Origin of the sequence: Bradyrhizobium sp. CSS354 (assembly GCF_029051725.1) — a bacterium.
GTDB lineage: Bacteria > Pseudomonadota > Alphaproteobacteria > Rhizobiales > Xanthobacteraceae > Bradyrhizobium.
On the sequence record NZ_JAACFU010000006.1, the window covers coordinates 515,103 to 537,672 of the forward strand.

Genomic DNA, 22,570 nt, shown 5'->3' on the forward strand with positions numbered 1-22,570 from the left:
TCCGCCTGCTTGCGAGAAGGGTGATTGACCTGCTAAACCCCTCGCGGCGATTTTCTGCGCATTTTCAAAGGGCAAGCCTCCCATTGGTATGGCATTTTCAAGCCGTTCGCGGGGCGCGACAAGCTCACAGACCCGAGCCGATTTAGGAACTGGACAAGGCATGCTCGAAAAGCACAGCGAGAGTGAGGTTCATGTCGACAAGGTCGAGCAGGGACCTGCGTCCTCGATCGCCTTCGGGCTGGAGCGCATCGGGCTGATCGCAGTCCGGGCGCCCATCGTCTCCTGCATCGTCCTGCTCGTGCTGATCGTCGGCGCCGTCTTCGGCATTCACCGGATCAAAATCGACGATTCGCTGTCGCAGCTGTTCCGGTCCAACACGCCGGAATTCCGCCAGTACGAAGCAGTGACCAAGAAGTTCCCGGCCGAGGAATTCGATGTCCTCGTCGTGGTCGAGGGCAAGACCCTGCTGGCGCGGAACAACCTCGAGAAGCTGCGCGACTTCGTCACCGACATGCAACTGGTCGAGGGCACGCGCGGACTGGTCTCGCTGTTCTCCGCGCGTCAGGCGCCGGCGCCGGGCAAGCTTCCCGCCGCGCTGTTCCCACCCGAGCTGCCCGAGGGCGACGCCTATAACAAGTTCATCGAGGGCGTCAAAGCCAACGAGATCATCCGCGGCAAGCTGTTGTCCGAGGACGGCACGCTGGCGCTGATCGTGCTGTCGCTCGATCCGGAGGTGGTCGCCTCCAACAAGCTGACCAAGACCGTGGCCGACATCCGCGCGCTGATGAAGGAAGACCTCGGCGACACCGGCCTCAACGTGCAGCTTTCCGGCGTGCCGGTGATGCAGCTCGAGATCCGCAACGCGGTCGAGCGCGACGGGCTCACCTACAACATCCTCGGCATTCTCGCCGGCTGTGTCATCGCCATCATCTTCTTCAGAAAAATCTCGTTCATGGTGGCGGCGGCGTTCCCGCCGATGATCGCGATCCTGCTGGCGCTCGGCGCGCTCGGCTGGGCCAATTTCAATCTCAACATGTTCCTGAATGTGATGACGCCGCTCATCATGGTCATCAGCTTCTCGGACTCGATGCAGCTCACCTTCGCCGCGCGCGACCGGCTGATCGCGGGCCAGGACAAGTTCACCGCGTTCAAGAACGCGGTGCTGGTGGTGGGACCGGCCTGCGTGCTGACGCACGGCACCGCCGGCATTTCCTTCATCGCGCTCCAGTTCTCCGACTCCGATCTGATCCGCAAGTTCGGCGAGGCGGGTCTCGCCGCCACCATCATCGCGCTGGTCGCGGTGTTGTCACTGGTGCCGGTGTTCGGCGTGCTGTTGGTGCGCAACGAGAAGGTCTTTGCGACCAAGTTCCAGAGCGCGGATGCCGGCGTGCAGGCGCTGCGTAATTTCTGCTACTGGATCGCGGTGCGCATGGTGGGCCGTCCCGGCCTGTTCAGCCTGATCGCCGTGCTGTTCGTCGCCGGCCTCGGCGTCATCTACGCCAATCTGGAGCCGCGCTACCGGCTCGCCGACCAGGTGCCGGACAAACGCCAGGCGGTCGCCGCCAGCGACCGGCTTGACGCCAAGCTCACCGGCGCCAATCCGGTCAACGTTCTGATCCAGTTCCCCAAGGGTGAATCGCTCTATTCGCCGGAAACGCTGCAGACCATCGCGGACGTGCACGCGACGGTGGAGAAGGCAGCCGGTGTCGGCAATGTCTGGTCGGTCGAGACCCTGCGCCGCTGGCTCGCGGACAAGGCCGGCAGCGCCGACGTCGCGACGCTGAAGGAATATGTCAGCGTCATTCCGGAGCATCTGGTGCGCCGGTTCATCGATGCCGAGCAGGACGCCGTCGTGGTCGCAGGTCGCGTGCCGGACAAGGATTCCAGCCAGCTGCTGCCGATCGTCGACAAGCTCGATTCCGAGCTCGATGCCGTCCGCAAGAAGCATCCCGGCTATGAAGTGGCGGTCACGGGTCTTGCCGCGATTGCCGCGCGCAACTCGGCCGGCATGATCGAGAAGCTCAATCGCGGGCTTACCGTCGAATTCGCGCTGGTCGCGATCTTCATCGGCCTGGCCTTCCGCTCCTGGGTGGTGATGTTCGCCTGCATCCTGCCGGGCATCTTCCCCGTGGTGATGTCGGGAACGGTGCTGTGGGCGATGGGTGAGGGACTGCAATTCGCAAGTGTCGTGGCTCTGACCGTTTCGTTTGGCCTGGGCTTAAGCGCCACCATCCACTTCCTCAACCGCCTCAGGCTCGAGAGCAAGCCGGGCGTCGGCTCGGCGCTCGCGGTGGAGCGCGCGACCGTGCTGGTCGGCCCGGCATTGATCCTGACCACGCTGGTGCTGGCCTGCGGTCTCGTCGTCACGGTGTTCTCCGACCTGCCGTCGCTGCGGCTGTTCGGCTGGCTCAGCGCCTTCTCGATGGTCATGGCGCTCGTCGCCGACCTCTTCATCCTGCGGCCGACGGCGATGTGGCTGATCAATCTGCACGGCAAGCTTCAGGGCACCGACAAGCCGGCGATCTGAGCGGCTTCATTCATCCGACATGGAATCGGCGCGGTCCGGGCGACTGCGCCGCGTCTCCGGAAAACAACAAGCCCCGGTTCGCGAGAACCGGGGCTTGCTTCTTTCGAAGCGGTAAGAGCTGTCAGCCCTTGGTCATCGTGATGTTGACGCCGCGAATTTCGCCCTTGGATGAGATCTGCACCGTCTGCTTGGTGCCGTTGGTGCGCAGCGACAAATTGGCGGCAAAGCCGTTGGCCTCGACGAAAACCTCGATCTGGCCGCCGCCGGCGGTGCCCTGCAGATTGCCGAAGATGTTGCGGTTGGTCTCGCTCCAATTGCCGGAGATCCGCTCACCCTGGCTGGTCACGTCGCTGGTGAGGTCGAACTTGTAGCTCTCGGACGCGCAGTGCAGCGCCTGCTTGAGGCTGAGACCGGTGCCGGCAACCTTGTAGTCCGCCTTGCAGCGGATGCGCTCGGTGGAGCCGTCGGACAGCGACACCGTACCCGTCCCGGTCCACGCGCCCTCGAAACCTGCAAACGGTCCGGACGACTGAGCCTGACTTGCCGAAACTGAGAACAGCAGCACAGCGCCGATGCTGGCCGCCTTGATTGCCAGTTCAGATCGCCCAAAGAATTTCATCTCAAAATATCCCGTTTTGGAACGACGTCCGCTTGTCACCAAGGACGTCTCGCCACATCGAAGGTTTAGTGTTCCGAGCCTGTGTCAGGTTCAATGGCCGGCCGCCCACATGTCGGCATCGCGAAGCGCGCTTGCCATGGTTGACCTCCGGATTCTCTGCGTTTCGGCATGTTTCTGGTGCCCAAGGCGGGATGGAGAGATGCAGCTCTGCAACAGGTGCGCAGCAAAACGCGGCGTGCCTGAATTATGGCGTAGTATCAATCTCTTACATTTGCCAGAGAAGGCGCAGGGAAGACCTGATTTGGTGGACGTGGCGCCAATTTGGCCGCATTTGCCAGTGCTTGTGCCTTCTCTGAGGCCGCTACTCCCGCGGCGACTTGCCATCAGAACAATCCGATCCGGTGTGCTGCCCGGGATTGGTGCGATTCTGCCGTCAGAATGAAGGAATACAATGCGTAAGCTTCTCGTCGCTCTCACCTTGCTGTCGGCCTCCCTCTCGACCGCAGCGTTCGCCCAGCAAGGGCGCGGCACGGACGCCGAGCAGAAGGCCTGCTCGCGCGATGTGCAGAAGCTCTGCCGTCCGGTCATCGACCAAGGCGATTTCACCATCCTGGCCTGCCTCAAGGAGAACCGGGCCAAGATTTCGCAGGCCTGCGACCAAGTCCTGAAGAACCACAACCAGTAAGCTCGGCCACTGGCCCACAAAAGGCGGCCTCCGGGCCCGCCTTTTCGGACCTGATCTGCAAAGGGCAGCCATCGAGAGACAGGATTGGTTTTGCGGCCGTATTCCCCTATATGGGGGCCGCGGCGGCATCGCCGGCACGGGCTAGCGCGAGCGAAAAAGCCCTTCCTGTCCAAACGATTGTAGACCAGCCCTCGATGACCTCTGCGAGCGAATTGCGATCCGGCAAGGGTGAGCGCGACGAGAATTTTCCCGTCGCGTCCTGGATCATTCATCCGCGTCATCGCGCGCTGATCCTGGCGTATTACAATTTCGTCCGCACCGCCGACGACATCGCCGACCACGCCACGCTGCCGCCGGACGAGAAGCTCGCTTATCTCGACCTGCTCGAGGCGGAATTGCTCGGCAAGGGCGACACCCAGGCCGAGGCCGTCAGCCTGCGGCACGCACTGGCCGAACGCGGCATGGCGCCGCGCCACGCGCTCGACGTGCTCATCGCGTTCCGCATGGACGTGACCAAGTTGCGCTACGAGAATTGGGACGAGGTCATCCATTATTGCCGCTACTCGGCGATGCCGGTCGGCCGCTTCATGCTCGACGTCCATGGTGAGAGCACCTCGACCTGGGCCGCGTCGGATGCGCTCTGCGCAGCGCTGCAGATCAACAACCACCTTCAGGATTGCGGCAAGGATTTCCGCGAGCTCAACCGCGTCTACCTGCCGCGCGATGCGCTGGCCGCGAGTGGCGCCTCGGTCGAGCAGCTCGGACTGGCGCAGTCGCCGCCGGCGATGCTGGCCTGCCTTCAGGCTCTCGCCGTGCGCAACGAAGCGCTGCTCGAGGAGGGCAGGTCGCTCAGCGCGGAGATCAGGGATTTTCGCCTCGGCGTCGAGGTCTCGGTGATCCAGGCCTATGCCGACCGCATCGTGCGCCAGTTGAAGGTGCGCGATCCCTTGCGCGAGCGCGTGCACCTGAACAAGCTTGAGCTCCTCACCTTCAGCCTCGCCGGCATGATCGGCGAAGTCGGCCGCCGCGCGGTCGGACGCAAAGCCATTTCCAGACCGGGGACTGCACATGACGCTTGAGGCGACCTCGCCCGGCGCCAATTATGGCTCGACCGCATCCGGCAGTTCGTTCTACGCCGCGATGCGCATCCTGCCGCACGACCAGCGCGAAGCGATGTTCCAGATCTACAGCTTCTGCCGCCAGGTCGACGACATCGCCGATTCCGATGGCCCGCGCGACGAGCGGCTCGCCGCCCTTCAGGCGTGGCGCAACGACATCGATGCGCTCTACCAGGGCAATCCGCCGCCGCGGCTGAAGGACTACGTCGCGTCGGTGAAAAGCTTCGGCCTCAAGCGCGAGGATTTCCTTGCGATCGTCGACGGCATGGAGATGGACGTGCCGCAGGACATCCGCGCGCCCGACATGGCGACGCTGGATCTCTACTGCGATCGCGTTGCGAGTGCCGTGGGGCGGCTGTCGGTCCGGGTCTTCGGCCTGCCGGAAGAAGATGGCATCGAGCTCGCGCATCATCTCGGGCGCGCGCTCCAGCTCACCAACATCCTGCGCGACATCGACGAGGATGCGGGCCTCGGGCGGCTCTATCTGCCGCGCGAAGCGCTGCTGCATGCCGGCATCACCTCCAACGATCCGGACCGCGTGATCGTCGAGCGCGCGCTGCCGAAGGTCTGCCTGCCGCTGGCGCAACGCGCAAAGGTGTATTTCGAGAAGTCGGACGAGATCATGAATCGCAACCGGCGCCGCGCGGTGCGCGCGCCGCGGATGATGTCGAAATACTATCATGCGATTCTCGATCTCCTGATCGCGCGCGGGTTCAACGCGCCGCGTGAGCCGGTGCGTGTGTCGAAGATCACACGCATCGCCATCCTGCTCCGTTACGCTCTCATCTGATGCAAAAAACAGCTCACATCATCGGTGCTGGAATCTCCGGCCTCTCCGCCGCCGTGCGGCTTGCCAATGCCGGCTTCAAGATCGCCGTGCACGAGGCGACGCAGCAGGCCGGCGGTCGCTGCCGTTCTTATTTCGACGGCGCCACCAATCTCACCATCGACAACGGCAACCATTTGCTGCTGTCCGGCAATAGCCACGCGCGCGCCTATGCGCGCTCGATCGGTACTGAGGCGGGCCTCGTCGGTCCGGAGCGCGCGCAGTTTCCCTTCGTCGATATCACGACCGGGCAGCGCTGGCAGATCGATCTCGGCGACGGCCGGCTGCCGACGTGGGTGCTCGACGAGAGCCGCCGCGTCCCCGACACCGGGTTGACCGATTATCTGAAGTTGGCGCCACTGATCTGGGCCTCGGAAGAGACCCTGGTCGGCAAGTCCATTCCCTGCGAGGGCGTGCTCTATCAGCGCCTGGTGCAGCCGTTGCTGCTCGCGGCGCTCAACGTCGATCCACCCGAAGGCTCGGCCGGGCTTGCCGGCGCGATCGTGCGCGAGACGCTGCTCGCCGGCGGACAGGCCTGCCGTCCCCTGATCGCGCGCGACGGGCTTAGCGCAGTGCTGATCGAGCCTGCCGTGACGTTCCTGCAGGAGCGCGGCCACACCGTTCAGCTCGGCCATGAGCTGCGCTCGTTTGCGACCCATGACGGCAAGGTCGGCGCGCTGAATTTCGGCGGCGAAGATGTGGTCCAGATCGGCGCGGGCGATGTCGTCGTGATGGCGGTGCCGCCGCGCGCTGCCTCCAACTTGCTGCCGGGGCTGAAGACGCCGACCGAATTCCGCGCCATCGTGAATGCGCATTTCCGCGTTCAGCCGCCGGCGGGATCGGCTCCGATCCTCGGCGTGATCGGCGGCGTCGTGGAATGGCTGTTTGCGTTCCCGAACCGGCTGTCCGTCACCATCAGCAACGGCGACCGTCTGGTCGAGATGCCGCGCGAGGAACTCGCGCAGGCGATCTGGAACGACGTCTGCAAGGCGGGCGGTGTTTCCGGCGAGCTACCCCCTTGGCAGATCGTGCGCGAGCGCCGCGCCACATTTGCGGCGACGCCGGCGCAGAATGCCCTGCGTCCAGGGCCGGTCACTGCGCTGAAAAACCTGTTTCTTGCAGGCGATTGGACTGCTACGGGATTGCCTGCAACCATCGAGGGATCGGTCCGATCCGGTGATCGCGCCGCCGATCTGGTTCTGGCCGCCAAGGGATAGTGACAGGCGGCCCTGACGGGCATTTGTCCCGGTCAATTTCGGCCAATTCAATCGACTATCGGAGCAATCGAGCGAGATGGATTCCGTGAACGCGACCAGCCGCGAAGCCCAAGAATTGAGAAACTTGGAATCGAGCATTGTGTCGGCCACCGAAGGCGTCCTCGGCTTCCAGCAACCCGACGGCCATTGGGTGTTCGAGCTCGAGGCCGATTGCACGATTCCGGCCGAATACGTGCTGCTGCGCCATTATCTGGCCGAGCCGGTCGATGCCGTGCTCGAAGCCAAGATCGCCAATTATCTTCGCCGCGTGCAGGGCGCCCATGGCGGCTGGCCGCTGGTGCATAACGGCGAGTTCGACATGAGCGCCAGCGTCAAGGCGTATTTCGCGCTGAAGATGATCGGGGATTCCATCGACGCGCCGCACATGGTGCGTGCGCGCGAGGCGATCCATTCCCGCGGCGGTGCCATTCACAGCAATGTCTTCACGCGCTTCATGCTTGCGATGTTTGGCGTCGTGACCTGGCGCGCGGTACCGGTGCTGCCGATCGAGATCGTGCTGCTGCCGTTCTGGTCGCCGTTCCACATCAACAAGATCTCCTACTGGGCGCGCACCACCATGGTGCCGCTGATGGTCATCGCCGCGCTGAAGCCGCGGGCGAGGAATCCCAAGGGCATCGGCATCGACGAGCTGTTCCTGCAGGATCCGCGCTCGATCGGCATGACTGCCAAGGCGCCGCACCAGAGCATGGCCTGGTTCGTGCTGTTTCGCGCGCTCGACGGCATTTTGCGCGTGATCGAGCCGATGTTTCCCAAGAGCCTGCGCAAGCGCGCGATCGAGGCAGCGCTCGCCTTCACCGAGGAGCGGCTCAATGGCGAGGACGGCATGGGCGCGATCTATCCGCCAATGGCCAACATCGTCATGATGTACGACGCACTCGGCAAGGACGAGAACTTCCCGCCGCGCGCGATCACGCGCCGGGGTATCGACAAGCTGCTCGTGATCAAGGACGACGAAGCCTATTGCCAGCCCTGCGTCTCGCCGGTGTGGGACACGACGCTGACCGCCCACGCGCTGCTCGAAGCCGGCGGTAACAGGGCGGTGCCGGCGGCCAAGCAGGGTCTCGACTGGCTGATCCCGAAGCAGGAGCTCGAGGTGAAGGGCGACTGGGCGGTGAAGCGGCCCGACGTGCGCCCGGGCGGCTGGGCCTTCCAGTACAACAATGCCCATTATCCCGATCTCGACGATACCGCGGTGGTGGTGATGTCGATGGACCGCATGCGCCGGGAGCACGGCGCGACCGGCTATGACGCCGCGATCGACCGTGCGCGGGAGTGGATCGAGGGCATGCAGAGCGACGACGGCGGCTGGGCTGCCTTCGACGTCAACAATCTCGAATATTATCTGAACAACATCCCGTTCTCGGACCATGGCGCGCTGCTCGATCCACCGACCGAGGACGTCACCGCGCGCTGCGTCTCGATGCTGGCCCAGCTCGGCGAGACCGCGAAGACCAGCAAGCATGTCGCGGACGGGATCGACTACCTCCGAAAGACCCAGCACCCGGAAGGGTCCTGGTATGGCCGCTGGGGGATGAACTTCATCTATGGAACCTGGTCGGTGCTGTGCGCCCTCAACATGGCCGGCGTCCGCCATGACGACCCCATGATCCGGAAAGCCGCCGGCTGGCTGGCCTCGATCCAGAACAAGGACGGCGGCTGGGGCGAGGATGCCGTCAGCTACCGGTTGGACTACCGGGGCTGGCAGGCTGCCCCCTCAACCGCCTCGCAAACGGCATGGGCCTTGCTTGCCTTGATGGCTGCTGGCGAGGTTGATCACCCGGCCGTCGCCCGCGGGGTGGAGTACCTGATTGCAACACAGAACGAAAAAGGACTGTGGGACGAACAGCGGTACACCGCCACAGGCTTTCCCCGTGTATTCTATCTACGGTACCATGGTTACCCGAAGTTCTTCCCGCTGTGGGCGTTGGCGCGGTATCGGAACTTGCGGAACACCAACAGCAGGGTGGTAGGGGTCGGAATGTGACTTTGGGGACGGGGGACTATCTTACCGCGGGTCAAACCGTTGATCCGAGGCCGATATTGATCGTGACTGGACTGGTTCAGGAGGCCCGCATCGCTGCGGGGCCCGGAATGGCGGTCATTTGTTCGTCGAGCAGCCCGACCCAGTTGCGGGCGCTGTTGACGGTGCTGGATCCCGAGACGATTCGCGGTGTGATCTCCTTTGGCGTTGCCGGCGGGCTCGACCCGACGCTGCGCTCCGGCGACGTCGTGCTGGCGACCGAGGTGCTCGCGGGCGACACCCGCTGGGCCGCCGGCCTCTCGCTCGGCGACGACCTGATCGACCGCCTGACGTCGGGGCGCCGCCGCGTGGTGCGCGGCAGCCTCGCCGGTGCCGAGGAAGTGGTCACGGGGCGCTCCTGCAAGGCGGCGCTGCATTCGGAGACCGGAGCGGCCGCCGTCGACATGGAAAGCCACATCGCGGCCGCCTACGCCGCCGAGGCCGGCTTGCCGTTCGCCGCGGTCCGCGTCATCAGCGATCCCGCCCATCGCGCGCTGCCGGCGCTCGCCCGCGCCGCCATCAAGCCGAATGGCCAGATCGACGTGCTGGCCGTGCTGCGCGGCATCGCGCGCAATCCGACCGCGCTGCACGGACTGGTCTCGACCGGCCTCGACTTCAACCGCGCGCTGCGCTCACTTCGCGGCTGCCGCGACTTCCTGATCGGCACCGAGCTGGTCGAGGGCGAGGCGCTGGTCTCCGAGGCGGCCTGAGCGGGTTCTGCGATCACTAAAATGAAAAGGCCCGGTCGCCAATGGCGACCGGGCCTTTTGTTTTGATCTGCGTAGCTCGGATGGAGCAGAGCGCAATCCGGGGCCTTCAACGCGGAGGCACCCTCCCGGATTTCGCTTGCGCTCCATCCGGGCTACAGGTCACCGCGCTTACGCGGCGGTCGAAGCCTTCCGTGCGGCCTTCTCCTGGGCAGCGGCGGCCTCGTCCTTGCGGATCTCCGACAGGCGCTTCTGCACTTCCGCCGAGAAGATATACTGGGCCGGACGCTGCTTGCTCATGTCGATCTCCGGCGCCATTGGACCCGTGGTCCTGATGCCGCGCAGCGACACCCACATCGCCTTCAGCGGGTTGTTGATGGCAGCGGTCGCCGCCGTCGGCTCGTAGCCGCAATGGGCCATACAGTCGGCGCACTTCTCGTACTTGCCGGTGCCGTAGGTCTCCCAGTCGGTCGTGTCCATCAGCTCCTTGAAGGTCTTCGCATAGCCTTCGCCGAGCAGGTAGCAGGGCTTCTGCCAACCGAAGATGTTGCGCGCGGGCATGCCCCAGGGCGTGCACTCATATTCCTGGTTGCCGGCGAGGAAGTCGAGGAACAGGCCGGAATGCATGAAATTCCACTTCTTGCCTTTGCCCATCGCAAAGACGTCGCGGAACAGCTTCTTGGTCTTGGTGCGGTTGAGGAAGTGCTCCTGGTCGGGCGCGCGCTCATAGGCGTAGCCGGGCGACATCGAGACGCCGACACCGAGCTCGACCGTGAGGTCGAGGAACTTGGCGATCTCCTCGGCCGGGTGGCCGTCGAAGATGGTGGCGTTGACGTTGACGGTGAAGCCGCGGGCCTTGGCCGCCTTGATCGCGGAGACGGCGCGCTCGAACACGCCCTTCTGCGACACGGCCTTGTCGTGGTGCTCCTTCAGGCCATCGAGATGCACCGAGAAGAACAGATAGGGCGAGGGCTCGAACAGATCGAGCTTCTTCTCGAGCAACAACGCGTTGGTGCAGAGCGAGACGAACTTCTTGCGCGCCACGAGGCCGCGCACGATCTCGCCGATCTCCTTGTGGATCAGCGGCTCGCCGCCGGGAATGGCGACCATCGGCGCGCCGCACTCGTCGGCCGCGTCCCAGCACTCCTGTGCGGTCATGCGGCGGTTGAGGATCGCATCCGGATAGTCGATCTTGCCGCAGCCGACGCAGGCGAGGTTGCAGCGGAACAGCGGCTCCAGCATCAGCACGAGCGGATAGCGCTTGCGGCCAAGCAGCTTCTGCTTGATCAAATAGCCGCCGATACGCATTTCCTTGAAGAAGGGGATAGCCATTACAAGTTTCTTTCTGGGCTTGAAATTCGGGTGGGTCAGCTCGCAGCCAGTTGGGCCGGAAGCCGGAATTCGATGTTTTCCTCGCGGCCGGGGAGCACCGAGACCTTGACCGGTCCGATCCGCCGCATTGCTTCGATCACGTCATCCACGAGTACCTCGGGCGCCGAAGCGCCAGCCGTGACACCGACGGTTCTGGCATCTTTCAACCACTCGGGATTGAGCGCGCTGCCGTCGGCAATCAGATAACTCGCGACACCGGCCTCAGTGCCGATTTCGCGGAGCCGGTTCGAGTTCGAGCTATTGGCAGCGCCCACCACCAAGATCACGTCGACCAGCTTGCTCAAATCCCTTACCGCAGATTGGCGGTTCTGTGTCGCATAGCAGATATCCCGGATATCCGGACCTTGAATATCTGTAAAGCGGGCCTGCAGGGCCGAAATGATGTCCTTGGTGTCATCCACAGACAGGGTGGTCTGGGTGATGTAGGCCACTGGCGTATCCGCCGGCAGCTCAAGGGCTTTAACCTCTTCAACACTTTGGACCAGCAGGACGGGGGCGGGAACCTGGCCCATCGTACCCTCGACCTCGGGGTGGCCAGCATGGCCGATCAGGATCAGGGTGCGGCCCCTGGCGATGTAGCGCTTCCCCTGATTGTGAACTTTCGTGACCAGGGGGCAGGTGGCATTGAGCACTGGAAGGTCGCGCGCGGCCGCTTCTTCCTCGACGCTGCGGGCGACGCCATGAGCGCTGAAGACCGTCACGGCCTTCGGCGGCACCTCTGACAGTTCCTCGACGAAGATCGCGCCTTTGTTTTTCAGGCTCTCGACGACGTACTTGTTGTGCACGATCTCATGGCGCACGTAGACGGGCGGGCCGTACTTCTCCAGCGCCCGTTCCACGATCTCGATTGCACGCACCACTCCCGCGCAAAAGCCACGCGGTTGCGCCAGATAAACTTCCATTGGACGCCCATCACGCAAGTTGCACCAATCCGCTCTCAAGTTCAGGGGTCACCGCGATACGAACCAATGAGTTGCAATATCCGCACCACGGTTTCGCGCAGGCGGTAGCTGCCCACCCCTGTCGCCGCCCCGGTGCATGGAGGCGCAGCACTTTGTGTCAAAAAATCGGCAGTAAGGAAAGGTGGAACGAACTTTGGTTCCCTACTGGATCACTTTTGCGGTACTATAGTAGAGGGCGCCCATTGCCGCAAAAGTGGAGACATTTGTGCGCGCGCTTCGTCACTTTCCCGCCTCAACTCCCCGGCTATACCGACTGCCCCGCATGATTTTGCCATGGTCTTCCGCCGTTTACCTCGAACCTTCTGACGGCGATAACCACTCAAAACAGCAATAGGTTTCGGCCGGGAACTCCGTTAAACAGCGGGCGTTTCCGGCAAGCTGTTAACCGCAGAAAGAAAAGTAGTGCTGCAAAGCGTAGTCGTTGCCACCGTCAGGGCCTGCACCCGGTTTGCCTCCCTCGTCGTCGTTCTCGGGCTCCTGCTGGCGGTGGGGGCGGGCTATTACACGTCCCGGCACTTTGCCATCAACACCGACATCAACTCGCTGATTGCCCAAAATCTGGACTGGCGCCAACGCGACCAGCAGTTCGATCGCGCCTTCGACCGCGATGCGACGATCACGGCGGTGGTCGAAGCCAAGACGCCGGAGATGGCGACCGCGGCGTCGGACGCGCTCTATGCCAAGCTGAAGGACAACAAGACCGACTTCCAGTCGATGCAGCAGCTCGGCACCGGCGAGTTCTTCGAGAAGAATGGTCTGTTGTTCCTGCCGACCGAAGAAGTCGGCAAGGTCACCAGTCAGTTCGAATCCGCCGCGCCCCTGATCGAGATCATGGCGGGCGATCCCTCGATCCGCGGCCTGACCGGCGCGCTGGAAACGGGACTTGCCGGCGTCAAGCGCGGCCAGGTCAAGCTCGACAACACCGAACGGCCCTTCAACCAGATCGCGCAAACGGTCGAGACCGTGCTCAACAAGGGCAACGCGACCTTCTCCTGGCGCGAACTCGTCAGTGACGACCCGCTGACGGATTCGGACAAGCGCGCCTTCATCGAGTTCAAGCCCGTCCTCGACTACAACGCGCTCGAGCCCGGCAAAGGCGCAACCGATGCGATCCGCAAGGCCGCAGCCGATCTGGATTTTGCCACCAAATATCAGGCGCGCGTGCGACTGACCGGTCCGGTCCCGATCGCCAACGAGGAATATGCAACCGTCCAGGAAGGTGCCGTCGTCAACGGCATCGGCACGGTCCTGGTCGTGCTGCTCATCCTGTGGCTGGCGCTGCATTCGGCGAAGATCATCTTCGCGGTGTTCGTCAATCTCTTCGTCGGTCTTGCGCTGACGACCGCCGCGGGCCTGATGATGGTGGGCTCGCTCAATTTGCTGTCGATCGCGTTCGCCGTGCTTTTCGTCGGCCTCGGCGTCGATTTCGGCATTCAGTACAGCGTCCGCTATCGCTCCGAACGCTACAAGCACAACGACCTTTCGGGCGCGCTGGTGCTGGCCGCCAAGCGCTCGGCAATTCCGTTGTCGCTGGCGGCAATGGCGACCGCGGCCGGCTTCCTCTGCTTCATCCCCACCGACTACAAGGGCATCGCCGAACTCGGTCAGATCGCCGGCGTCGGCATGCTGGTGGCGTTTGTTACCAGCATCACCGTGCTCCCGGCGATGCTGAAGCTGTTGAACCCGCCCGGCGAGAAAGAGCCGGTCGGCTACGCCTTCCTGGCGCCGCTCGATCACTTCCTGGAGAAGCACCGCGTGCTGGTCGTCGGTGGTACGATGTTTCTCGCGGTCGCCGGCCTGCCGCTGCTCTATTTCATGAAGTTCGACTTCAACCCGATGAACCTGCGCAACCCGAAGGCAGAGTCGATCGCGACCTTCCTCGATTTGCGCAAGGATCCCAACACCGGCGCCAATGCCATCAACGTGATGACCACGTCGGAAGAGCAGGCAAGGCAGGTGGAGGCGAGGCTGGAGAAGGTGCCGGAGGTGTTGCGCGTGATGTCGCTCAACAGCTTCGTTCCTGAAGACCAGGCGCCGAAGCTGAAGCTGATCGCGCAGGGCGCCAAGGTGCTGAACCCCGCGCTCAATCCCGACCAGATCGACGCCGCGCCGACGGACAAGGAAAACGTCGATGCGCTGAAATCCTCGGTCGACAATCTGCGCCGGACCGCAGGCGATGCGAAGGGCCCGGGTGCGGTCGCCTCGCGTCGGCTCGCGGACGCGCTGGACAAGCTCGCCAATGGCGATGAAGCCACGCGGAACAAGGCGCAGGACGTGTTCGTCGCGCCGATGAAGATCGTGTTCGACCAGCTCCGGAACGCGATGCAGGCCGAGCCGGTCACCCTGAAATCATTGCCGGCAGATCTCGTTAGCGCCTGGAAGAGCAAGGATGGCATCATCCGCGTCGAGGCGCTGCCGAAGGGCGATCCCAACGACAACGACACGCTGCGCAAATTTGCGGCGGCTGTGCTCGTTGCCGAGCCGACCGCGATCGGCGGTCCGGTCTCGATCCTGAAATCCGGCGACACCGTGGTGAAGGCGTTCATCCATGCCGGAATCTATGCGCTGCTGGTGATCGGTCTGTTGCTGTGGATCACGCTGCGCCGGTTCGTCGACGTGCTGATGACGCTGGTGCCACTGCTGGTGGCCGGTGCGGTGACGCTCGAGATCTGCGTGTTGATCGGCTTGCCGCTCAACTTCGCCAATATCGTCGCGTTTCCGCTGCTGCTCGGCGTCGGCGTGGCCTTCAAGATCTACTATGTCGTGGCCTGGCGCTCAGGCAGGACAAACCTGCTCCAGACCAGCCTGACGCGCGCGATCTTTTTCAGCGCGCTGACAACGGCGACCGCGTTCGGCAGCCTCTGGCTGTCGAGCCATCCCGGCACGTCCAGCATGGGCAAGCTGCTCGCGCTGTCGCTGGTAACGACGCTCGCCGCCGTGCTGCTGTTTCAGCCCGCCCTAATGGGCAAACCCCGCAATCTCAGGGAGTAGGCAGATGTCGCCGACCTGGTCGGCGGCGCCCTTCTGACCGGGTTTGGCGGTGCCGCCGGGCTTGGGAAGTGCGGGCGCAGGCTGCGCCGCCGTAGCGCCCGTCGTTGCCGGGGCTTTCGGCGCGGCGCCGGTGGGCTTCGGCGCGCCCTTGGCCATGGCGTTGGCGGGGCTCAGGGGAATCGGGGGGCTGACCCGGGTCCAGGTCTCGCCACCGCACAGGAAGCCCATCACGCAGCCCTTGATCTCGAGCTGGTCGGTGCCGACCGGCGTGATGGTCGCGCTGTAGAGCTGGCCGTCCTTGGCGTTGTAGACCTGACCTTCCCACTGATCGGCGCCGGGCTTCTTCTTCATGTCGATCAGGGTCGCCAGGCCTAGCGTGGGCCGGGTCTTTTTCGAGGCGTCCGGATTGTTCTCGTCGCGGCCGCCGGGCTGTTTTTCCCAAGAAACCGCGCCCCACATGCTGCCATTGCATTGGGCGACACGAATGTTGGCGACGCCATCGGCAACCCGCCAGTCGCCGGTCGGATCGGCGGCGAGCGCCGGGGTCAGGCAGGCGTAACCGCCAGCCAGTATTAGTCCGGTGTAAAGGGCTAAACGCATGATAGTTCCTTGGCAGTGCAACATGGTCTAAAGCTCTGCTTGCGAAGATGGTCCGAAAAAGGGCAAAAGGCCGCACAGACCGTTTTTGGCAACGGTCCGTTTTCAGTTGACGAGACGGCCCTCAACCGAAGTATGTAGCGGATGCACAGCCCAAATCCAGACATGTCTCAGCTGTTTGCGGACCGCCAGGCCCAGCGCAGCGCCCTGCATAATCGGCATCTGAACGAGCAGTTCGTTCGGGTTCTGAAGACCATCGGCTACGATGTCGGCTTCCAGAAGGGGCAGGGACAGTACCTCTACGACCGGGACGGGGCGCGCTATCTCGACCTCTTGTCCGGTTTTGGCGTGTTTGCGATCGGGCGCAATCATCCTGTCATGCGCGAGGCGCTCAAGAGCGTTCTCGATGCCGACCTGCCCAACCTCGTCCAGTTCGACGTCTCGGTGCTCGCTGGCGTGCTCGCCGAGCGGCTTTTGAAGTACGTCCCCTATCTCGACAAGGCGTTCTTCGCCAATTCCGGCGCCGAATGCGTCGAAGCGGCGATCAAGTTCGCCCGCGGCGCCACCGGCCGTCCGGGCATCGTCTATTGTGCCCACGGCTATCACGGCCTGACCTATGGCGCGCTGTCGCTGACGGGCGATTCGAACTTCCGCACCGGCTTCGAGCCGCTGCTGCCGGGCTGCACCTCGGTCCCGTTCAACGATCTCGCCGCGCTCGAAAAGGCGCTGGCCTCGCGCGAGGTGGCGGCCTTCGTCGTCGAGCCGATCCAGGGCAAGGGCGTCAACATGCCCACCGACGAGTTCCTGCCGGCTGCGGCTGCGCTCTGCAAGAAATACGGCACGCTGTTCGTCGCCGACGAGATCCAGACCGGCATGGGCCGCACCGGCCGCTTCCTCGCGGTCGAGCACTGGAACGTCGAGCCCGACATGGTGCTGCTGTCGAAGTCGCTGTCCGGCGGCCATGTGCCGGTCGGTGCGGTGCTGACGCGCAAGAGCATCTTCGACAAGATCTTCAACCAGATGGACCGTGCAGTCGTGCACGGCTCAACCTTCTCCAAGAACGACCTGGCGATGGCCGCGGGCATCGCCACCCTCGACGTCATGGAATCCGAGAAGCTGATCGAGTCCGCCGCCAAGCGCGGTGCCGAGCTGCGCCTCGCGCTCACGCGCATGGTGCCCGGCTACGAGCTGTTGAAGGAAGTCCGCGGCAAGGGCCTGATGATCGGCGTCGAGTTCGGCCCGCCGAAATCGCTGCGACTGCGGGCGTCCTGGAACGTGCTGGAGGCGGCCAACAAGGGCCTGTTCTGCCAGCTCATCACCGTGCCGCTGTTCAAGGACCACAAGATCCTCACGCAAGTCGCCGGCCATGGCAGCCACACCATCAAGCTCCTGCCGCCGCTCACCATCACCGAGGAAGACTGCGGCTGGATCGAGCGCGCCTTCGACGACGTCATCGCCGGCAGCCACAAGGTCCCCGGCGCGATCTGGTCGCTCGGCAAGACGCTGGTGGACAACGCGGTGAGGCGATCGGCGTAAGCTCAGGCCGCCTTGGGCTTGTTCACAGTCTCGATGCGGTCGAGAGCCTTCCCGAGATCGCGTTTGGCGATCTGGATATCGTAATCGTTCTGGAGATTGAGCCATAGCTCGGCGGTCGTGCCGAGCGCTTTGGCAAGCCGAAGCGCGGTGTCAGCGGTGATTCCGGTCTGCTCACTCGCAATCCGCTCAATACGCGTACGCGGCAGGCCGCATGTCTTGGCGAGCGCGCCTGCCGACATGTCCAGCGGGCTCAGGAATTCTTCCCGAAGAACCTCACCAGGATGCATGGGCTTGAGTTTTTTGGCCATCGTCGCATTCTCCTAGTGATAATCCACGATCTCGACCTGAACGGGAGCTTGTGATGTCCACACGAAGCACACTCGGAACTGGTCGTTGATCCTGATCGAGTGCTGTCCGTTGCGATCGCCCGTGAGGACTTCAAGGCGATTTCCGGGTGGTGCCCTCAAATCGCTGAGTTCGCCCGCAGCGTGAAGATAGCGCAATTTCCGGCGAGCAACCTTCACCAGGTCCGCCGGAAAGCGTTTGGGGCTTTCGCCGTTAAAGACCGCTTTAGTCGTTTTATCCCGAAAGGTCCTGATCACTCAGTCAATGTATCATTGGTTGATACGTGCGCAAGGGGTTTGTATCAATTTCTGATACGAGGCCGCTACCCCTCCACATTCGTCTTCATCGCCGCCTCGAACTTGTCGACGAACTCGGCGAGCTCGTCTGCGCCGAGATCGCTGACGGCCCAGAAGTTCAGGCCGCGATTGCCCCAGCGCCGGCAGTTGAAGCCCTGCATGGTTTCGGTCTTGGGCGCGCGGTATTCTGCGTTCGATGTCTGCGACACGAACAGATTGACCACGTGCTGCCGGCGCTTGTAGACGACCGCTCCGATGGCGCGTGCGTCGATATAGTCGAGCCTGCCGCCGACCAGCGTAAAACCTTGTGCGGTGAGGTCGATCACGGGCGGGGCGACGTCGAGCTTGCCGTTGAACCAGGGCTTCACCGTGTGCTGGTCGGTCGAGACCACGTCGATGAGGTGGCCGGCCTGGAGCGAGCGCAGATGCGCGGAGACGACCTCCGACAGGATGCGCTGCTGGTCGTCCTGGCGCAGCACCAATGCGACAACGCCGGATGCGGCGAGCGCGGAGACTGCCGAGCCCATCGCAAAGCCGCGCAGCACGGAGCGGCGGCTCGGCTGTTGACGCTGCGGCAGCGAGGCCTCGATACGCGCACGCAGGCTCGCCGGCGCGGTGTAGCGCAAATCGGCGTCCGCGAGCACGCGCTGCATCTCGCGCTGTGCCGAAAGCTCCGCAGCGCAGGCCGGGCAGCCGGCGATATGGGCTTCGACCTCGCGCGCATGGCCGGCATCGAGCTCGTTATCGAGCAGCGCGTGAAGCAGGATCCTTGCTTCGTCGCAGGTCATCTTGCTTGCTCCTCATCCGCCGTCCAGGCCGCGCGCAGCATGGCGCGCGCGCGGGCGAGGCGGGACATCACGGTGCCGACGGGTGCACCGACGGCCTCGGCGATTTCACGATAGGACAGGTTGTTGATCTCCCGCAGCACGAATGTTTCCTTGAACGGTTCGGCGAGCGCGTCGATCAGCTTGCGGATCGCGCCCGCATCGCGGCTGCGCAGCACTTCGGTTTCCGGGCTTGCCTCGGTCTCCTGCCAGATCGGCGTCTGCTCGGCAGCGCCGGGGGTATCCTCGATCGCGCCGTGCCTGTGCGCGCGGCGTGCATATTCGGCATTGCAGACGTTACGCAGGATCGCAAATAGCCAGGGCTTCATCGCCGGCCCGCGATAGCTGTCGAAATGCTTCAGCGCGCGCAGATAGCACTCCTGCACCGCGTCCTCTGCATCGGAGGCGTCACGCAAGAGATAGCGCGCGAGCGTGTAGACGTCGTCGAGATAGGGCAGCGCCGCCTCACGGAAGCGTTGCGCCTTCTGCAAATCGTCGTTAGCGGGCATCGCTCCTCGCTTTGCCTCTTGTTCTGCTCGTTGATTCGTCTCGTCGCTGTTCGTCTCGTCCCTGTTCGTCTTGTCTCTGTGTGTGACCGAAGGCACACGAGCCCGGCCGGCGTGGGACCACCGGCCGGGCAAGACGTTGATGCCTTGGTTCGAGATGTTACTCAACCTTGATCATCCCCGTCATGTGTGGGTGCAGAGAACAAAAATATTTGTAGTCGCCCGCATTGGTGAAGGTGAACGAAAACTTGTCGTCAGTGTCCAGGGTCTTGGACCTGAATTTGCCGGCCGACACCACGGTGTGGGGGATGTCGTCCCGGTTGGTCCAGGTCACGGTGGTGCCGACCTTGATCCTGAGCTCGGCCGGCTGGAAGACGAAATTGTCGATATGCACCTCCATGTCGTCGGCATGGGCGGTTGTGGCGGGTAACAGCATGGCCGCGGCCAAAGCGACACCGAAGTCGCGGCGATTTAGAGTCTTCATTGTCGGTTTCCGTTAGTCCTGCATCAACCCTGGAGCGGCGTGTCGATGATCGCGAGCCGCTGCTCGCTCTGCTTGAAGTTGATGCTGGCAACGCCGAGCATCGCGCGGAGCTTTGCGTCCTCGACCTTCATCGGTCCGGGCGAGGGGGCGGCTCCCGGCGCCGGCTGCGGGAAGGCGGTGGAGCGGGCGGTGTGGAAGGTGACGTTGCCCTCGACCTTCTGCATCACCTGGTGGATGTGGCCGTTCAGCACGGTGACCGAGCCAAAGCCCTTTACATGGTCCAGCGCGCGGGCGCCGTCCTCAGTGCCCCAGCCCCATTCGGGGTAGACGGTCCAGAGCGGGATGTGGGCGAACAGCACGATCGGCGTCGATTTCGACTTGCCGCGCAGATCGTCCTCGAGCCAGGCGAGCTGCTCGGCACCGAGATTGCCGAGGCCTCCGGCTTTGAGGTCGACGACATTGACGAGGCCGATGAAGTGCACGCCGCCGGCATCGAACGAATACCAGCCCGCGCCCTTGGTGCCGCGGCCGTAGCGCTCGCGATAGAACTTCACGTCCTCGTCGAGGAAGTCATGCTCGCCGGGCACGTAGTGCACGTCGAGCTTGCTCTGCGAGATGATGCGGTCGGCATTGTCGAACTCGGCGGCCTTGGAGAGATGCGTGATGTCGCCAGTGTGGATCATGAACGACGGCTTGACCGGCATCGCGTTGATCTTGTTGACGGCTTCCTCCAGCGTGCCGAGCGCGTTGGGGTTGGCCAGCTTGTCGAAGCCGACATGGCTGTCGCTGATCTGGAGGAAGGTCATTCCGGGCGCGGCCGCGGTCGCGGCTTGCGCGGAATCGATGATGCCGAGCGAGCGCGGGACGCCACCGGTGATGGTCCAAAGTACTCCGGTGCCGGCCCAGGTCATGCATTCCAGCACCTTGCGGCGGCTTAAGCCGTCCTCGCCGTGATCGTGTCCGCTCATCGCGTAGCTCCACTTCGCCCGGAATTGGGCTTCGGGGAGGTGATTGCGGGAGCGGGGGTGTTATTCCCGGACGCGATGACGTTTTCGTGAGGTGGTTGGACGCGTAGCCCGTATGGAGCGTAGCGGAATACGGGACCAATCGAGCGTCCTCTCCCGGATTTCGCTACGCCCCATCGGGGCTACGCATTCACTTCGCATCCTCCAAAATCATCGTCGCGCCTTTCTCGGCGATCATCGCGGTGGGTGTGTTGGTGTTGCCCGACGTGATGGTCGGCATGATTGACGCATCGACAATTCGAAGGCCGCCGAGACCGTAGAAGCGCAGGCGTTCGTCGACCACCGCCATCGGATCGCTCACCGCGCCCATCTTCGCGGTGCCGACGGGATGGAAGATGGTGGTGCCGATGTCGCCTGCGGCCTTGGCGAGCGAGGCGTCGTCGTCACCGACGGCGGGGCCGGGCAGATACTCGCTCGGGCGATATTTTGCCAGCGCCTTCTGCTGCATCAGGCGGCGGGTGGTGCGGATGGCGTCGGCGCCGACCTGACGGTCGTCATCCGTTGAAAGATAATTCGGCGCGATGATCGGCTTCTCGTCCGGCGTCGCCGAACGTAGACGTACGGTGCCGCGCGAGGTCGGCTGGAGATTGCAGGCGCTCACCGTGATCGCGGGGAAGCGATGCAGGGGATCGCCGAACTTGTCGAGCGACAGCGGCTGCACGTGAAACTGGATGTTGGCGCGTGCGCGCGTCGCATCGGAGCGGGTGAAGATGCCGAGCTGCGACGGCGCCATCGTCAGCGGCCCGCGACGGCGTAAGGCGTAGTCGAGGCCCATCAAGCCGCGTCGAACCAGATTGTAATAGGTCTCGTTCAATGTGCGCACGCCCTCGACCTTGTAGATCGCGCGCTGCTGGAGATGATCCTGCAAATTGCGACCGATGCCGGGCTTGTCCATCACGATGTCGATGCCGAGCGGGGACAGCCAGTCGGCGGGCCCGATGCCGGAGCGATGCAGCACCTGCACCGAGCCGATCGCGCCTGCCGAGAGGACTACCTCGCGTTTCGCACGCGCCTCGATGATCTCGCCATTCTGGATGAAGCGCACGCCGACAGCGCGGCCCTGCTCAATGATCAGACGATCAACAAGCACATGTTTTTCGAGCCGTAGGTTCGGGCGGTTCAGGACCGGCTTGAGAAAGCCACGCGCCGACGACCAGCGCCGGCCGCGCTTCTGATTGACGTGGAAATAGCTGGTGCCTTCGTTGTCGCCGGTATTGAAATCCGGGATGCGCTTGATGCCCATCTCTTCGGCCGCATCGCCCACCGCATCGAGGATGTCCCAGGACAACCGCGGCGCCTCGATGCGCCAGCCGCCGCCGGCGCCGTGATGCTCGCTCGCGCCGAGGAAGTGATCCTCGAGCCGTTTGAACAGCGGCAGCACGTCGTCATAACCCCAGCCGGTCATGCCGAGCTGGCGCCAGTGATCGTAATCAGCGGCCTGTCCACGCATCGAGATCATGGCGTTGATCGCCGACGAGCCGCCGATCACCCTGCCACGAGGATAGGCGAGCGAGCGGCCGTTCAGGCCGGGCTCGGCCTCGGTCCTGAACATCCAGTCCGAGCGCGGATTGCCGATGGCGAAGAGATAGCCGACGGGAATGTGGAACCAGATCCAGTTGTCGTCGCCGCCCGCTTCGAGGACGAGGACGCGATTGCTGGAATTGGCCGACAGCCGGTTGGCGACGATGCAGCCGGCCGTGCCGGCCCCAACGACAATGTAGTCAAACTCACCTTCGAGCCGTCTTGGCATTCTGCTTCCACCCAATAGGAGTCATGCCCGGGCTTGTCCCGGGCATCCACGCGCTTTCCGTTCTAATAGTCAGACGTGGATGG

20 protein-coding genes are annotated in these 22,570 nt (G+C 63.8%); 9 read left to right on the plus strand and 11 right to left on the minus strand.

Annotated features, from left to right (window positions below; all coding sequences use genetic code 11):
• Positions 1 to 160: 160 nt before the first annotated feature.
• Positions 161 to 2,527 carry an RND family transporter gene (locus GWG67_RS18030; RefSeq protein WP_275170600.1) on the plus strand — a complete coding sequence of 789 codons (2,367 nt, stop codon included), beginning with the start codon at positions 161 to 163 and terminating at the stop codon, positions 2,525 to 2,527.
• A 121-nt stretch (positions 2,528 to 2,648) separates the two neighbouring features.
• Here the strand turns inward: GWG67_RS18030 and GWG67_RS18035 are convergent, their stop codons facing one another.
• A complete protein-coding gene (locus tag GWG67_RS18035; RefSeq protein WP_275170601.1) occupies positions 2,649 to 3,146 on the minus strand; it encodes a hypothetical protein in 498 nt (165 codons plus the stop codon).
• 451 nt (positions 3,147 to 3,597) lie between these two features.
• Between GWG67_RS18035 and GWG67_RS18040 the strand changes: the two genes are divergently transcribed.
• The 6 genes from GWG67_RS18040 (at position 3,598) to GWG67_RS18065 (ending at position 9,782) form a co-directional block, all read left to right on the plus strand.
• Positions 3,598 to 3,831: a hypothetical protein gene (locus GWG67_RS18040; RefSeq protein WP_007593627.1), complete on the plus strand. Its 234-nt coding sequence runs from the start codon at positions 3,598 to 3,600 to the stop codon at positions 3,829 to 3,831.
• Between the two features lie 194 nt (positions 3,832 to 4,025).
• Positions 4,026 to 4,910 carry a squalene synthase HpnC gene (hpnC, locus tag GWG67_RS18045; RefSeq protein WP_275170602.1) on the plus strand — a complete coding sequence of 295 codons (885 nt, stop codon included), beginning with the start codon at positions 4,026 to 4,028 and terminating at the stop codon, positions 4,908 to 4,910.
• Entirely contained in the window at positions 4,900 to 5,739 is an 840-nt protein-coding gene (gene hpnD, locus GWG67_RS18050) for a presqualene diphosphate synthase HpnD (RefSeq protein ID WP_275170603.1), read from the plus strand. The genes hpnC and hpnD overlap by 11 nt, the downstream gene beginning before the upstream one ends.
• Positions 5,739 to 6,992 carry a hydroxysqualene dehydroxylase HpnE gene (gene hpnE, locus GWG67_RS18055; protein WP_275170604.1) on the plus strand — a complete coding sequence of 418 codons (1,254 nt, stop codon included), beginning with the start codon at positions 5,739 to 5,741 and terminating at the stop codon, positions 6,990 to 6,992. The genes hpnD and hpnE overlap by 1 nt, the downstream gene beginning before the upstream one ends.
• A 76-nt stretch (positions 6,993 to 7,068) precedes the next feature.
• Positions 7,069 to 9,036 (plus strand): squalene--hopene cyclase, encoded by a 1,968-nt coding sequence (gene shc, locus GWG67_RS18060; RefSeq protein ID WP_275170605.1) that lies wholly within the window; start codon positions 7,069 to 7,071, stop codon positions 9,034 to 9,036.
• Complete coding sequence (locus GWG67_RS18065; protein WP_275170606.1) at positions 9,033 to 9,782, plus strand: phosphorylase; 750 nt, start codon at positions 9,033 to 9,035, stop codon at positions 9,780 to 9,782. Before shc ends, GWG67_RS18065 begins: the two co-directional genes overlap by 4 nt.
• Before the next feature lie 168 nt (positions 9,783 to 9,950).
• Here the strand turns inward: GWG67_RS18065 and hpnH are convergent, their stop codons facing one another.
• Both hpnH and ispH read right to left on the minus strand, forming a co-directional pair.
• On the minus strand, positions 9,951 to 11,111 hold the full coding sequence (hpnH, locus tag GWG67_RS18070; protein WP_275170607.1) for an adenosyl-hopene transferase HpnH: 1,161 nt from the start codon (positions 11,109 to 11,111) through the stop codon (positions 9,951 to 9,953).
• Between the two features lie 35 nt (positions 11,112 to 11,146).
• Complete coding sequence (gene ispH, locus GWG67_RS18075) at positions 11,147 to 12,073, minus strand: 4-hydroxy-3-methylbut-2-enyl diphosphate reductase (RefSeq protein WP_219684809.1); 927 nt, start codon at positions 12,071 to 12,073, stop codon at positions 11,147 to 11,149.
• Positions 12,074 to 12,535: 462 nt separating this feature from the next.
• On the opposite strand from ispH, the gene GWG67_RS18080 reads away from it, so the two are divergent.
• Entirely contained in the window at positions 12,536 to 15,124 is a 2,589-nt protein-coding gene (locus GWG67_RS18080; protein ID WP_275170608.1) for an MMPL family transporter, read from the plus strand.
• On the opposite strand, the gene GWG67_RS18085 is transcribed toward GWG67_RS18080, so the two are convergent.
• Positions 15,092 to 15,724: a DUF2147 domain-containing protein gene (locus GWG67_RS18085; protein WP_275170610.1), complete on the minus strand. Its 633-nt coding sequence runs from the start codon at positions 15,722 to 15,724 to the stop codon at positions 15,092 to 15,094. The two genes, GWG67_RS18080 and GWG67_RS18085, sit on opposite strands and share 33 nt — an antisense overlap.
• Before the next feature lie 141 nt (positions 15,725 to 15,865).
• On the opposite strand from GWG67_RS18085, the gene hpnO reads away from it, so the two are divergent.
• A complete protein-coding gene (hpnO, locus tag GWG67_RS18090; protein WP_275170612.1) occupies positions 15,866 to 17,257 on the plus strand; it encodes an aminobacteriohopanetriol synthase HpnO in 1,392 nt (463 codons plus the stop codon).
• Between the two features lie 2 nt (positions 17,258 to 17,259).
• Here hpnO and GWG67_RS18095 read toward each other — a convergent pair whose 3' ends face one another.
• From GWG67_RS18095 to GWG67_RS18125, 7 genes are all read right to left on the minus strand, one after another.
• Positions 17,260 to 17,565: a HigA family addiction module antitoxin gene (locus GWG67_RS18095; RefSeq protein ID WP_247349855.1), complete on the minus strand. Its 306-nt coding sequence runs from the start codon at positions 17,563 to 17,565 to the stop codon at positions 17,260 to 17,262.
• Between the two features lie 12 nt (positions 17,566 to 17,577).
• Positions 17,578 to 17,859 (minus strand): type II toxin-antitoxin system RelE/ParE family toxin, encoded by a 282-nt coding sequence (locus GWG67_RS18100; RefSeq protein ID WP_275170613.1) that lies wholly within the window; start codon positions 17,857 to 17,859, stop codon positions 17,578 to 17,580.
• 65 nt (positions 17,860 to 17,924) lie between these two features.
• On the minus strand, positions 17,925 to 18,686 hold the full coding sequence (locus GWG67_RS18105) for an anti-sigma factor (RefSeq protein WP_275170614.1): 762 nt from the start codon (positions 18,684 to 18,686) through the stop codon (positions 17,925 to 17,927).
• Positions 18,683 to 19,231 (minus strand): sigma-70 family RNA polymerase sigma factor, encoded by a 549-nt coding sequence (locus GWG67_RS18110; RefSeq protein ID WP_275170615.1) that lies wholly within the window; start codon positions 19,229 to 19,231, stop codon positions 18,683 to 18,685. The genes GWG67_RS18105 and GWG67_RS18110 overlap by 4 nt, the downstream gene beginning before the upstream one ends.
• Before the next feature lie 157 nt (positions 19,232 to 19,388).
• Entirely contained in the window at positions 19,389 to 19,712 is a 324-nt protein-coding gene (locus tag GWG67_RS18115; protein ID WP_275170617.1) for a cupredoxin family copper-binding protein, read from the minus strand.
• A gap of 23 nt (positions 19,713 to 19,735) precedes the next feature.
• Positions 19,736 to 20,680, minus strand: a complete 945-nt coding sequence (locus tag GWG67_RS18120; protein WP_275170618.1) for a metallophosphoesterase — start codon at positions 20,678 to 20,680, stop codon at positions 19,736 to 19,738.
• Between the two features lie 187 nt (positions 20,681 to 20,867).
• Positions 20,868 to 22,487, minus strand: a complete 1,620-nt coding sequence (locus GWG67_RS18125; RefSeq protein ID WP_275170619.1) for a GMC family oxidoreductase — start codon at positions 22,485 to 22,487, stop codon at positions 20,868 to 20,870.
• Positions 22,488 to 22,570 lie beyond the last annotated feature (83 nt).

Coding starts and splice junctions, on each gene's coding strand:
- GWG67_RS18030 (WP_275170600.1), top strand. CDS start 161: ATGCTCGAAAAGCACAGCGAGAGTGAGGTTCATGTCGACAAGGTCGAG.
- GWG67_RS18035 (WP_275170601.1), bottom strand. CDS start 3,146: ATGAAATTCTTTGGGCGATCTGAACTGGCAATCAAGGCGGCCAGCATC.
- GWG67_RS18040 (WP_007593627.1), top strand. CDS start 3,598: ATGCGTAAGCTTCTCGTCGCTCTCACCTTGCTGTCGGCCTCCCTCTCG.
- hpnC (WP_275170602.1), top strand. CDS start 4,026: ATGACCTCTGCGAGCGAATTGCGATCCGGCAAGGGTGAGCGCGACGAG.
- hpnD (WP_275170603.1), top strand. CDS start 4,900: ATGACGCTTGAGGCGACCTCGCCCGGCGCCAATTATGGCTCGACCGCA.
- hpnE (WP_275170604.1), top strand. CDS start 5,739: ATGCAAAAAACAGCTCACATCATCGGTGCTGGAATCTCCGGCCTCTCC.
- shc (WP_275170605.1), top strand. CDS start 7,069: ATGGATTCCGTGAACGCGACCAGCCGCGAAGCCCAAGAATTGAGAAAC.
- hpnH (WP_275170607.1), bottom strand. CDS start 11,111: ATGGCTATCCCCTTCTTCAAGGAAATGCGTATCGGCGGCTATTTGATC.
- ispH (WP_219684809.1), bottom strand. CDS start 12,073: ATGGAAGTTTATCTGGCGCAACCGCGTGGCTTTTGCGCGGGAGTGGTG.
- GWG67_RS18085 (WP_275170610.1), bottom strand. CDS start 15,724: ATGCGTTTAGCCCTTTACACCGGACTAATACTGGCTGGCGGTTACGCC.
- hpnO (WP_275170612.1), top strand. CDS start 15,866: ATGCACAGCCCAAATCCAGACATGTCTCAGCTGTTTGCGGACCGCCAG.
- GWG67_RS18095 (WP_247349855.1), bottom strand. CDS start 17,565: ATGGCCAAAAAACTCAAGCCCATGCATCCTGGTGAGGTTCTTCGGGAA.
- GWG67_RS18105 (WP_275170614.1), bottom strand. CDS start 18,686: ATGACCTGCGACGAAGCAAGGATCCTGCTTCACGCGCTGCTCGATAAC.
- GWG67_RS18110 (WP_275170615.1), bottom strand. CDS start 19,231: ATGCCCGCTAACGACGATTTGCAGAAGGCGCAACGCTTCCGTGAGGCG.
- GWG67_RS18115 (WP_275170617.1), bottom strand. CDS start 19,712: ATGAAGACTCTAAATCGCCGCGACTTCGGTGTCGCTTTGGCCGCGGCC.
- GWG67_RS18120 (WP_275170618.1), bottom strand. CDS start 20,680: ATGAGCGGACACGATCACGGCGAGGACGGCTTAAGCCGCCGCAAGGTG.
- GWG67_RS18125 (WP_275170619.1), bottom strand. CDS start 22,487: ATGCCAAGACGGCTCGAAGGTGAGTTTGACTACATTGTCGTTGGGGCC.